This is a genomic window from Deinococcus malanensis (assembly GCF_014647655.1).
Classification (GTDB): Bacteria; Deinococcota; Deinococci; order Deinococcales; family Deinococcaceae; genus Deinococcus; species Deinococcus malanensis.
This window is the reverse complement of record NZ_BMPP01000004.1, coordinates 153,962-165,057: the sequence shown is the minus strand read 5'-3', so window position 1 is coordinate 165,057 and position 11,096 is coordinate 153,962. Positions and strand designations below refer to the sequence as shown.

The window sequence follows — 11,096 nt, the reverse complement described above, 5'->3', positions numbered from 1 at the left end:
GGGCCGCGGGGTCTGCTGGGAGACCCCGCGGCCCCGTTTGCGGAGGGTCCTGGGGGCTGTGCCCACGGTAGTATCAGGAATATGACCATCGCCATCGTCACCGACTCCACCAGTGACCTTAGCCCCGAGTTGCTGGGCCACCACGGAATCGTCAGCGTGCCGCTGTATGTGCTCTTCGACGGCAAGATGCACAAAGACGGCATCGACCTGACTCCGCAGGAGTTGTTTGACGGCCTCCGGGCCGGCAAGAAGACCCCCAGCACCAGCCAGCCCAGTCCGGCTGAGTTCGCTGAGGTTTACCGCCAGGCACTGGAATCCGCCGACCAGGTGCTGAGTGTTCATATCAGCGGTCAGCTCTCGGGCACCGTGGGCAGTGCGCGTCTGGCCGCGCAGGAGTTCGCAGACCGCGTCACGGTGGTGGACAGCGGTTCGGTCAGCATGGGTCTGGGTCTGCGGGCGCTGCGGGCGGCGGAGCTCGCCCGTCAGGGTCGGAGCGTACCGGAGATCGTGCAGACCTTAGAGCGAGTCGGCACTCAGGCAGACATCCGCTTCACGGTGGGGACCCTGGAATTCCTGAAGCTCAACGGCCGGATTGGAGGCGCCGCTGCTCTGCTGGGCGGGATGCTGAACATCAAGCCGGTCCTGGTCGTTCGTGGGGGCCGGGTCGAATCTGGCGGCCGGGCGCGGGGCCACAAAAAGGCCATTCAGGACATCGTGGACTACGTACGCAAGTATGTGGAGACCCACGGCGGCGCGCGTGTGGCGCTGATGTCTACGGTCGGCGGTGAAGCCTACGTGGACGAGGTCCGGGCGGGACTGAGCGGCGTTTCTTTCGAGGACATGGGCAACCACAACATCGGCGCGGTGGTCGGCACACATGCTGGCCCCGGTACGGTCGGCGCCGTTCTGGAACCTGTTACCGCCTGAAGTGAAGACCGTTGCTCTGACCCTGGCCCTGCTGGGCCTGTCTGTCACGGTGGGGGCCTGCCGCAAGCCTGAGCCGGGCACCGCACGCGCGCCGGTGGTGCTGGAACGCCGGACCGTCCCGGAGACTCCGGAAGTCACCCAGATCCCTCCCCGCCGCCGCGCCGACGGCTGCCTGGAAGGCGCCCCCGCCGTCGCTAAAGCGCCACCTCCTCCGCATCACCTCAGCGGCCGCCTCGGCCTCTGGGTCGCTCAGGTGGACCCAGTGACGCTGACGCCGGTCCGGGCGGTGGGCACCAACCCCGACAGCGTCTTTCCGCTGGCCAGCACCTACAAGCAGGCGGTCCTCTGGGCCCTGCTGCGTGAATTCGACGCCGGGCGCGTCTCTCCGACCGAGCGCTTCGACGTGACGCATCAGAACCAGAGCCTGGGCGGCTATCCGTACGACGGCACCAACGTGCGCGACCTGTCCTTGCGCATGATCCGCTACAGCGACAACACCGCGACCGACATTCTTCACCGGCGGGTCGGTCTCGAACGGGTGCAGGCCGTGGCTGACGACCTGGGCCTGTGTCACACGCGCCTGATTCTTCCCACCCGCGACTGGTGGGTGGCACAGGTCGGTTTGTCCCAGACCTTCAACAGCACGACCCGCTGGGCCGCCGCCAGAGGCAAGGACCGCCTGAACCTGGCCGCGCTGATCGACAAAGACGCCCAGGCCTACCGCTCCGACTACCTTCAGCGCAAGCTCGATACCTACTTTGAACAGCGTCACAAACTGGACGATGACTTGCGCGTGCACAACCTCAGCACACCCTACGAGCTGGGCACCCTGATCGCATACGAGTTTCTCAAACCCGGCCTGTCCCCGCGCGCCCGGAAATGGCAGCACGAGGTGATGTCCAGCGGTTACGGCCGGTCCGCGCTCCGGGCGCAGCATGCCGGGAATGTCGTCAACTTTGGCGGGAAGGGAGGCAACGGCTGGCGCCTGCTGACCTACAGCGGCTATTTCCAGACCAAAGACGGGCGTCACGTGGTGTATGCCTTCATGCAGCACGGCGCCGATCAGACCTACACCCTGCCGCTGACCCGGCGCGCTTTCGCGTGGATCAACGAAGGGGTGGACGCTGTGCTCGGTCCCCAGAAACCCACAAAGAGCAGGAAGCCGAAGCACTGAAGGCGGACTCCAGTCGGGTCAGCCCCCGGCCGAGCTGCGGGTCAGTTCGGCCAGGACGGCCGCGTCCAGCAATGCACGTGCCTCCATGTACGGTGCTTCGACGGTGGCGCCTGCTGCCGGGACGTGCCCGCCTCCGCCCAGGGCCACCGCCACGTTCTGCGCACTCACGTTGCCGCGGGAACGCAGGGAAAACTTCACCCGGTCGCCGTAATCCTTGACCATGACGGCCAGCTGGGCACCTTCGGCGTTGCGCAGGATGGACACGTAGGATTCGACCTCTTCCCAGCTGGCTCCGGCGCGTTCAAGCATGGCCTCGTCGACCCGGGCCAGTATCACCCGGCCGTCGTGCAGGAATTCCAGCCCGCCCAGCACTTCACGCAGCAGCAGGTAGTAGGTTCTCGGATTCTGGCTGAGCTGGTCACTGAGCCATCCCAGGCGGGCGCCGTGTGCGCGAAGCCGGGCAGCGGATTCGAAGGCCTCGGCTGTGACGCTGTTAAACCGGAAGTTACCGGTGTCGGTGATCATGCCCAGCATCAGGGGCGTGGCGATGGACTCGTTCCATTCCACCCCCAGTGCGTCGATCACGTCGGCCACGATCATCGCCGCAGCAGGCTTTGAGGGGTCCACCACGCTGGCCGTGGCCTGACGCAGGTTCGTCCCGTGATGGTCGAGGTTCACCACCGGTCCCGAAAAGGTACTCAGGTCAGCGCCGGCAACGCGGGCGGCGTCATTGTTGTCCACGTCCAACACAGCCACCAGGGCACCCTCGGGCCATGTTGTCAGGGGCCCGCCCAGCTCACCTGCTTCCGGCAGGAAGCTCAGGAAGCGCGGGACGGTCATGGGTGCGGTCACCTCGCGGCCCATGGCGCGCAGGGCCCGGGTGAGGCCCAGGACGCTGCCCAGGGCGTCTCCGTCGGGATTCTCGTGCGCCAGCACGACAATCGGACCAGGGTGCAGACGCAGCTGTTCGGCAGCACTGCGCACATCCTTGGCATAGTCGGGGCTGGAATCGTTGTAGGCAATCACCCGGCGAGTATAAGCGCGCGGCTCCGGGCGCCCGGTCCCCGCAGCCGCTATGCTGGCTGGTGTGTCCGTCCGCCTGAACCTCGCTGCCCTGACCCCCGAGGAACTGGCAGCGCTGTTCGGCGAGGACGGCGCGCAGCTGAGGCTGCCGGAAGTCAGCCGGGCGCGTCTGGAAAAGCGCGCCCTGCCAGGGCCAGTGCTGAGCCGCAGTTTTGAAGCCCAGCCGCTGGAGGACCGCCCCTGGGGCGCGACCCCCGAGCAGACCCGGGCGCTGGGTTCGCACGACGCGCAGCTGCGTGCAGCCGGGGCCACACCGTTGGGCGTATTTTACCTTCCCCTGGTCAGCGAGGTCCGTCACGTCCGGGCGTACCTGCTGGAGCCAGACCTCGCTATTTCGCTGCGCTGGAGCGAAACGCCGGAGTCCTCGCGTACGGCTGAAGCGTACCTGGAATTTCTTTCGCTGCTGCGTGACCGGGCCAGCGGATCAGCGTGTGTGCTGTCCAGCGGGAATCCCCGGGCCGTGGCTCCGTCGCCCAGCGAGGAAGTGGACCTGCACCAGCACTCCAGCATGGGCGCAGAGGACCTGCTGGCTGCCCACCGGCAACATGTTCTGCGGCATGGCCGGGGGCAGAAGCTCGTGACCGCCGACGCCGCTGGCTGGATGCGGACCTGGCAGACGCTTCATACCCTGAACTTCGCGGCCTGGTCCCGGCGCGGGTTGCTGCTGGAAGAGCCGGGACTCCCAGGCACGGGTGGATAACAGCCGGACGTCCGTCTGCACAGAGGACGCTTTCACGTGGCCAGCCTGAGGAACAATGCCTGCCATGACCGATTCCAAGTTGCCGTCCCGACACGTGGCCTTCGACTGGGGTGGCGTGTTTACCGTGGGAACCTTCGACGGGCGCAGCACCCAGAATCTTGCGGACCTCACCGGGATTCCGGTAGAGCGCGTCCGCGAAAGTTACTTCCGTCATGTGCGTCAGCTGGAAGTGGGTACATGGACCCTGCCACACTTCTGGACCGTGATGCAGGAAGAGGCCGGGCTGCCACTGCCGTACGATGAATTCGAGGCCCTGTACCTGGGCAGCGTGGCGGATAACCTGCCTATGTACGACACCCTGGCGGCGCTGCCCGCAGGTGTGCGGGTCGGCCTGCTCAGCAACAACTACCCAGTGGTCAGTGACCATCTGCGCCGCGACGTCCGCTTCGGGAGATTCGACGCCCTGGTGTTCAGCAACGAGATCGGTCACAAAAAGCCGGCTCCGGAGGCTTTTGCGGCCCTGGAAGCCGCGATGGGGGTTCCGGCTGACCAGGTGGCCTTCATCGATGACGTCCAGGAAAATATCGACGCTGCCTACGCGGCTGGATTTCACGGCCTGCTGTACCACCATGACCACCACGCCGCGTTTGAAACCCGCCTGGCCGACTGGCTGGGCACGCCGGTCAAAATCATGCAGTAGTCCGCTTCTGAGCTGCCGGGGCCCTGCCCCGGTTTTTTCATGCCTCCGGCATGGTGGTGTACCTGTGCTCCTGGTGTACTTCAGACCGTTTCATGTACACCACAAGTCGAATGACTGTGAACCCCGCACAATAGGCTTACCCGCAAGAGGAGGCACATCCGAATGACACAGACGACCCTCACCCGCATCCAGTACCAGCCGCACCCCGACGTGGGCCGCGTGCTGACCGCAGGTGCCCTGGCATTCCTGGAAGAACTCCACACCCGTTTCGATGCCCGCCGCCGGGAGTTGCTCCAGGCCCGAAAGGACCGCCAGCAGCGCCTCGACGCCGGCGAACTCCCCGACTTCCTGCCGGAGACGGCCGAGATCCGCAGTGGCGACTGGAAAATCGCGCCGCTACCGGCTGATCTGCTCGACCGCCGGGTGGAGATCACCGGTCCGGTGGACCGCAAGATGGTCATCAACGCCCTGAACAGCGGCGCGCGTATGTTCATGGCCGACTTCGAGGACGCCAACAGCCCCACCTGGAACAACTGCATCGAGGGTCAGGTCAACCTGATGGACGCCGTACGCCGGACCATCACCCTGGAGCAGGGCGGCAAAAGCTACCGTCTGAACGACACGACCGCCACGCTGCTGGTCCGCCCGCGCGGCCTGCATCTGGAAGAAAAGCACGCCACTCTGGACGGCGAGGTGCTGTCGGGCAGCCTGTTTGACTTCGGTCTGTATGCCTACCACAACGCTCAGGAGCGCACCACCCAGGGCACCGGACTGTACTTCTACATCCCGAAGCTCGAATCGCACCTGGAGGCGCGCTGGTGGAACGACGTCTTCACCTTCACCGAGGACACCCTGGGCCTCGCGCGCGGCGCCATCCGTGCCACGGTCCTGATCGAGACCATCCTGGCTGCCTTCGAGATGGACGAGATCCTCTACGAGCTGCGTGAGCACAGCGCTGGCCTGAACTGCGGGCGCTGGGACTACATCTTCAGCTTCATCAAGAAGTTCCGCAGCCGTGATGACAAGATCCTTCCCGACCGCGCCCTGGTCACCATGGCCACGCCCATGATGCAGAACTACAGCAAGCTTGCCATCCAGACCTGCCACCGGCGCGGCGCCCCGGCCATCGGCGGCATGAGTGCCTTTATCCCTGTCAAGAGTGACGAGGCTGCCAACGAACGCGCCTTCACGCAGGTTCAGGCTGACAAGGAACGCGAGGCGACCAACGGCCATGACGGCACCTGGGTCGCGCACCCCGGCATGGTCGCCCTGGCCACCGAGGTGTTCGACCGCCTGATGCCCGGGCCCAACCAGATCGACAGCGGCAAGCAGGCTGACCTGACGATCACCGCAGCTGGCCTGCTGACCCCTCCGGAAGGAGCCATCACCGAAGCTGGCGTCAACACCAACGTGGATGTCAGCATCCAGTACATCGCCGCCTGGCTCGACGGACGCGGCGCGGTGCCCATCCACAATCTGATGGAAGATGCCGCAACAGCTGAAATCAGCCGTGCCCAGCTGTGGCAGTGGGCCCATCACGACCAGCGCACCGATGAAAGCACGCCTATCACCCCCGAGGGCCTGACCCGCCTGATCGACGTCCACGCCACGCGCCTGGGGGCCGAGCAGCCCGGTCGTGAGGTGCGCATCACGGCAGCCGCCACTCTCCTCAAGCACCTGGTCACCCAGGAACAGTTCGAGGACTTCCTGACCCTTCCCGGTTACCAGCACCTGGTCTGAGCGCCAGCACACTCGTCCGCCTTCCGTTTCCGTTCCTCGCCGCACTGGCGAGGGGCCAGCCTCTCATACCCTAAGGAGACCGCCATGACCCCCACCCCCCGCACACCCGCCGAAATCCTGGAAAAGACCTGGAAGACCGAAGAGCGCTGGCAGGGCATTCAGCGCAACTACAGTGCTCAGGAAGTCGTGCGCCTGCGCGGCAGTCTGCCCATCGAGCATACCCTGGCCAGGCACGGCGCGAACAAGCTGTGGCGCCTGATGAAGGAGGAACCTTTCGTCAATGCCCTGGGAGCCCTGACCGGTAACCAGGCCATGCAGCAGGTCAAGGCGGGCCTGAAGGCGATCTACCTGAGCGGCTGGCAGGTCGCTGGTGACGCCAACAACGCCGGGCAGATGTACCCCGACCAGAGCCTGTATCCCGCCTCCAGCGTCCCGGACGTCGTCAAGCGCATCAACAACACCCTGCGCCGCGCCGACCAGATCCAGCACAGCGAGGGCAAGCATGACATCGACTACTACGTGCCCATCGTCGCGGACGCCGAGGCCGGCTTCGGTGGTCCTCTGAACGCCTTCGAGCTGATGAAGGCCATGATCGAGGCGGGGGCGGCCGGCGTGCACTTCGAGGACCAACTGGCCAGCGAGAAGAAGTGTGGTCACCTGGGGGGCAAGGTGCTGGTGCCCACCAGCCAGTTCATCCGGACCCTGAACGCCGCGCGCCTCGCGGCGGACGTCAGCGGCGTGCCCACCGTTCTGATCGCCCGCACCGACGCCGACGCCGCCAACCTGCTGACCAGCGACGTGGACCACAACGACAAGCCCTTTACCACCGGCGAGCGCACTCCCGAGGGCTTCTTCTACGTCAGGCCCGGCATCGAACAGGCGATTTCCCGCGCCCTGGCCTACGCCCCCTACGCCGACGTGATCTGGTGTGAGACCAGCGTGCCGAACCTGGAAGATGCCCGCCGCTTCGCGGAAGCTGTCCATGCTCAGTTCCCCGGCAAGCTGCTGGCCTACAACTGCAGCCCCAGCTTCAACTGGAAGAAGAACCTGGACGACGAGACCATCGCCAAGTTCCAGGTGGAACTGGGCAAGATGGGCTACAAGTTCCAGTTCATCACCCTGGCCGGCTTCCACAGCCTGAACATGAGTATGTTCGACCTGGCCTACGGGTACGCTCGCAGCCAGATGAGTGCTTTCGTGGAATTGCAGGAGCGCGAATTCGCTGCTCAGGAGCGGGGCTTCACGGCCGTCAAACACCAGCGCGAGGTCGGCACGGGCTACTTCGACCTGGTCAGTACGGCTGCAGGCGGCGGCCAGAGCAGCACCACTGCCCTGGCCGGCAGCACCGAGGCGCAGCAGTTCAGCAGGGAACTGACCGGCGCGCACGACTGATCCGGGGCCAATTACCGCGCCCGGTGTTGGGCCATGACCGCCCAGCAGGGGAGAGCCTTCACCGGTTCTCCCCTTGGGCGTGCGGCAGAGCACCCAAGAGGGCCTTGAACTCCGGTCCTGTGATAAGTCTGTCAAGGCTCCATTTCCATAATGGAGGAATATGCCTTCCCGTCTGCGTCTCCTGCTTGTCGATGAAAATGCCGCAGGAACATTTGTGGCTCGGGAGGCCTTCGAGGGAATGGGGGAGGCGGTAGGCCTCAACACCTGCCGCTCGGGGCGGGACGCGCTGCAGGCCCTTCGCGACTCGCAGGGCACCCCTCCCGATGTCGTTGTCCTCGACATCAACTCGCCGGGTCAGGACGGCTTCGGTGTGCTGACCGCCATCAAGGCTGACCCCCGGCTGGTTCACCTGCCGGTGGTGATGCTCTCGGATTCCGAGCTTCCTGCCGATGTGCAGCGGGCCTATTCCTTGCGGGCCAGCGCCTACGTGGTCAAGTCCCGTGAATTCCCGATCTTTCTGCAGCAGATAGACGCTCTGGTAGGTTTCTGGAAGCTGTGCCGGGTGATGGGCAAACCTATTCGCGCGGTGGCCGGCTGACCGACCTGGTGGGATAGGTTTCCTGCTGGTCTCATGGTACGGCGCTCCAATACCAGTCACACATTCAGCAATCGCAAGCATCTGCTCCTTAAGTAAATGCAGACGTACCCGGTGGACAGCCCGAAGGATGGCCGCGCTTTGGCAGAACCCGTGGGATTCTTAGGATGCGTCCAGACCACAATGTTTCCTTATGAACGCCGCCCTGCGCATTCTTCTTCTGGAACCTGATCCCGGTGACCTGCTGCTGATGCAGGAGGCCCTGGCCCGACATCCCGCAGTTGAGGTAGCTCCTTTTCATAAGGCAGCCGGAGTGCTCAATGCACTGCATGACCCTGGGACAGCGCTTCCTCACCTGATCGTGATGGAACCGCATCTGCCGCAGGAATCAGGTATTGACCTGATCCGGACCATCAAAAACGATCCCAGGCTAAAGACCATCCCGGTGATCGCCATGTCTACCGTCGACGATGTGGAGGAGGTGGCCCTGTCCTACAGTCTGGGGGTCAGTTCTTATGTCCTGAAGCCCTCGACGTACAAGGATTTCGAAGCAAGGCTGGACGCCATGCTGAATTTCTGGCAATTTGCTGGTCGGCATCTTCCGGTTGCCCAGTAGCTCGTGGGAGGGCTGGCCACTCTCATCCTGTCAGGTGACGTCCCTGTCTTACCTTGACATGTCGCTCCTGACTATCAGGATGCCCTGAAGTGTCAAATGACCCCTGGCTGTAATCCCCGATCATCGGCGTGAACCTGGAGGTTCTTCTTGAAAAGAATGGGGCTCCCGCAACAGACAGGGAGACGGGTCCACCGGTACGGCCGTGGCTCGGTCCCCTTTTATTCCTGGTGCCTGCTTACCCCGGAGACATAAACCGGACCCCATGTTAAAACCTGCCCGCAAATCCCATGAGGGATTTGCGGGCGCGTCCTCCTGCAAAGCAACGTGGCTTCCACCCCGACTACTCCGTGCCGACCCCGCGTTCCATTTCCGGCTGCTCCAGCCGGAAGCCATGCGGCAGAAAATCCCGGACCAGACCGCTCAGAACCTCTCCATTCTGGTTGACACAGACCACGCGGGCATCCGGCGCAAATTCGTAGAGGACCTGCCGGCAGGCTCCGCAGGGACTTGCTGGTGGGCTGGCTTCGGAGTACACCACAATGTCTGTAAACTCGCGGGCTCCTGACGTCGCCATGGCCTGGACAGCACTCTGCTCCGCGCAGCGTCCCAGACCGTAGCTGGCATTCTCCACGTTTGCGCCGAAGTAGACCCGTCCGTCCGGAGTCCTCAGGGCAGCGCCCACACGAAATCGGCTGTACGGCGCGTAGGCCTGCTTGAAGGCCGCGACAGCACCCTCCAGAAGCTGTGTGTCGGGTGTCTGGTTCAGGGGATTGTTCTCACTCATGGGCTGGGGTCTCCACTTCGGTCAGAGGGTCATAGTTCAGGGCACGTTCGACTCGCACGCGGGTGACCCGGCGCTGATCGGCGTCCTCGACCGTGAACGACCATCCATTGTGCACAAAATTCTGGCCGATCTCAGGAATGTCCCCGAAGTGGCTGGTCATGAATCCAGACAGGGTGTCAAATTCGCCCTCCCCGTCCTCGATGTTGCTGCTGATCCGCTCCTCAACCTCATGCACGGTCAGACCGGCGTCCATCAGGTAGATGCCTTCGCCCAGCACCTCGATTCTGGACAGCTCTTCCTCGTCAGTTTCGTCGTAGATCTCACCAACGATTTCTTCCAGGGCGTCTTCCAGGGTCACGAGGCCCGAAGTGCCGCCAAACTCGTCGACCACGATGCTCAAATGGCTCTTCTTTTCCCGCATCTTGGCCAGCAGATCGTTGATCTTCATGCTTTCCGGCACAAAGAAGACCGGCCGCATAATGTCTGCCAGGGTGGTGGTGTCCAGGGCGTCAAGGTGACTCAGAACATCGCTGGTGTGCACGATGCCGACAATGTTGTCGGCGGTGTCCTGGTACACCGGCACCCTGGAGTAGCCGTGGTCCGTGCGCAGGTCCAGCAGGCGCCGCAGAGGCAGGGCGCTGTCCGTAACCACCATGTCCACGCGTGGTGTCATGACTTCGCGCACGGTCGTGTCGGAAAGGTCAAACACGTTGTAGACGAGTTCCTTCTCGCTGTCTTCGAGCACGCCCTCCTGGCTGGACGCCGAGACGATCATGCGGATTTCCTCTTCCGAGTAGGCGGTGTGGTGGCCACTTACACCGCGCAGACCAAACAGACGCACCACCCAGTTGCCCATGGCATTCAGAGCAACGATGGCCCAGCGGAACAGCAGGGTAAAGACCCGCAGGGGCCGCGTGACCAGCAGACTGACCTGCTCGCTGCGCTGCAATGCCCAGGTTTTGGGAGCCAGTTCGCCAATCACGATGTGCAACACGGTGCTGATCGCGAAGGCGGTACCGAAGGAGATGGTCTTGATTTCCCTTTCTGAGAACTGCCCCTCGCCAAACAGGGGCTCGATCAGATGCTCGATCGCCGGCTCCGCAACAAAACCAATGGCCAGACTGGCCATGGTGATGCCCAGCTGTGTGGCTGCAATATACAGGTCAAGGTTCTGCAGGGCCTTCTGTGTGAGGCGCGCGGTGGCGTTGCCTTCCTCGGCCAGCTGATCGATTCGGGTGCGGCGGACGCTGACCAGCGCAAATTCCGCCGCGACAAAAAACCCGTTCATCAGAACAAGTAGAAACATGGCCACAAGGCCCAGAACGTCATTCATGTGGTGGCGCGCTCCATGCCGCGCCCCGATCATCCGCAAGGCTCATGCTGCC

11 protein-coding genes are annotated in these 11,096 nt (G+C 63.9%); 8 read left to right on the top strand and 3 right to left on the bottom strand.

The genetic code is table 11. The annotated features are described in order from the left end of the window. Positions 1–81 precede the first annotated feature (81 nt). Both IEY49_RS06205 and IEY49_RS06200 read left to right on the top strand, forming a co-directional pair. Positions 82–927 (top strand): DegV family protein, encoded by an 846-nt coding sequence (locus IEY49_RS06205; RefSeq protein WP_189005579.1) that lies wholly within the window; start codon positions 82–84, stop codon positions 925–927. Further along, the gene (locus tag IEY49_RS06200; protein ID WP_229780666.1) at positions 878–2,101 is read left to right on the top strand and encodes a serine hydrolase; all 1,224 of its coding nucleotides are present in this window, start codon (positions 878–880) and stop codon (positions 2,099–2,101) included. Before IEY49_RS06205 ends, IEY49_RS06200 begins: the two co-directional genes overlap by 50 nt. Before the next feature lie 18 nt (positions 2,102–2,119). Here IEY49_RS06200 and IEY49_RS06195 read toward each other — a convergent pair whose 3' ends face one another. Further along, on the bottom strand, positions 2,120–3,127 hold the full coding sequence (locus IEY49_RS06195) for a DHH family phosphoesterase (protein ID WP_189005578.1): 1,008 nt from the start codon (positions 3,125–3,127) through the stop codon (positions 2,120–2,122). 61 nt (positions 3,128–3,188) lie between these two features. Between IEY49_RS06195 and IEY49_RS06190 the strand changes: the two genes are divergently transcribed. The 6 genes from IEY49_RS06190 to IEY49_RS06165 all read left to right on the top strand — a co-directional run bounded on the left by IEY49_RS06190 (position 3,189) and on the right by IEY49_RS06165 (position 8,927). After that, positions 3,189–3,884 carry a hypothetical protein gene (locus IEY49_RS06190; RefSeq protein ID WP_229780665.1) on the top strand — a complete coding sequence of 232 codons (696 nt, stop codon included), beginning with the start codon at positions 3,189–3,191 and terminating at the stop codon, positions 3,882–3,884. A 64-nt stretch (positions 3,885–3,948) separates the two neighbouring features. Then, positions 3,949–4,584: an HAD family hydrolase gene (locus tag IEY49_RS06185; RefSeq protein WP_189005576.1), complete on the top strand. Its 636-nt coding sequence runs from the start codon at positions 3,949–3,951 to the stop codon at positions 4,582–4,584. A gap of 162 nt (positions 4,585–4,746) precedes the next feature. Beyond that, positions 4,747–6,324 carry a malate synthase A gene (gene aceB, locus IEY49_RS06180; RefSeq protein ID WP_189005575.1) on the top strand — a complete coding sequence of 526 codons (1,578 nt, stop codon included), beginning with the start codon at positions 4,747–4,749 and terminating at the stop codon, positions 6,322–6,324. A gap of 84 nt (positions 6,325–6,408) precedes the next feature. Further along, positions 6,409–7,716, top strand: coding sequence for an isocitrate lyase (gene aceA / locus IEY49_RS06175; RefSeq protein ID WP_189005574.1), 1,308 nt, complete (start codon positions 6,409–6,411; stop codon positions 7,714–7,716). 160 nt (positions 7,717–7,876) lie between these two features. Then, a complete protein-coding gene (locus tag IEY49_RS06170; protein WP_189005573.1) occupies positions 7,877–8,314 on the top strand; it encodes a response regulator in 438 nt (145 codons plus the stop codon). 190 nt (positions 8,315–8,504) lie between these two features. Further along, a complete protein-coding gene (locus IEY49_RS06165) occupies positions 8,505–8,927 on the top strand; it encodes a response regulator (RefSeq protein WP_189005572.1) in 423 nt (140 codons plus the stop codon). A gap of 340 nt (positions 8,928–9,267) precedes the next feature. Here IEY49_RS06165 and cdd read toward each other — a convergent pair whose 3' ends face one another. Together cdd and IEY49_RS06155 are read right to left on the bottom strand one after the other, a co-directional pair. After that, positions 9,268–9,711: a cytidine deaminase gene (gene cdd, locus IEY49_RS06160; protein ID WP_189005570.1), complete on the bottom strand. Its 444-nt coding sequence runs from the start codon at positions 9,709–9,711 to the stop codon at positions 9,268–9,270. Beyond that, positions 9,704–11,044 carry a hemolysin family protein gene (locus tag IEY49_RS06155; RefSeq protein ID WP_189005568.1) on the bottom strand — a complete coding sequence of 447 codons (1,341 nt, stop codon included), beginning with the start codon at positions 11,042–11,044 and terminating at the stop codon, positions 9,704–9,706. The genes cdd and IEY49_RS06155 overlap by 8 nt, the downstream gene beginning before the upstream one ends. Positions 11,045–11,096 lie beyond the last annotated feature (52 nt).

Coding starts and splice junctions, on each gene's coding strand:
- IEY49_RS06155 (WP_189005568.1), bottom strand. CDS start 11,044: ATGAATGACGTTCTGGGCCTTGTGGCCATGTTTCTACTTGTTCTGATG.
- IEY49_RS06170 (WP_189005573.1), top strand. CDS start 7,877: ATGCCTTCCCGTCTGCGTCTCCTGCTTGTCGATGAAAATGCCGCAGGA.
- IEY49_RS06165 (WP_189005572.1), top strand. CDS start 8,505: ATGAACGCCGCCCTGCGCATTCTTCTTCTGGAACCTGATCCCGGTGAC.
- IEY49_RS06200 (WP_229780666.1), top strand. CDS start 878: ATGCTGGCCCCGGTACGGTCGGCGCCGTTCTGGAACCTGTTACCGCCT.
- aceA (WP_189005574.1), top strand. CDS start 6,409: ATGACCCCCACCCCCCGCACACCCGCCGAAATCCTGGAAAAGACCTGG.
- aceB (WP_189005575.1), top strand. CDS start 4,747: ATGACACAGACGACCCTCACCCGCATCCAGTACCAGCCGCACCCCGAC.
- IEY49_RS06185 (WP_189005576.1), top strand. CDS start 3,949: ATGACCGATTCCAAGTTGCCGTCCCGACACGTGGCCTTCGACTGGGGT.
- cdd (WP_189005570.1), bottom strand. CDS start 9,711: ATGAGTGAGAACAATCCCCTGAACCAGACACCCGACACACAGCTTCTG.
- IEY49_RS06205 (WP_189005579.1), top strand. CDS start 82: ATGACCATCGCCATCGTCACCGACTCCACCAGTGACCTTAGCCCCGAG.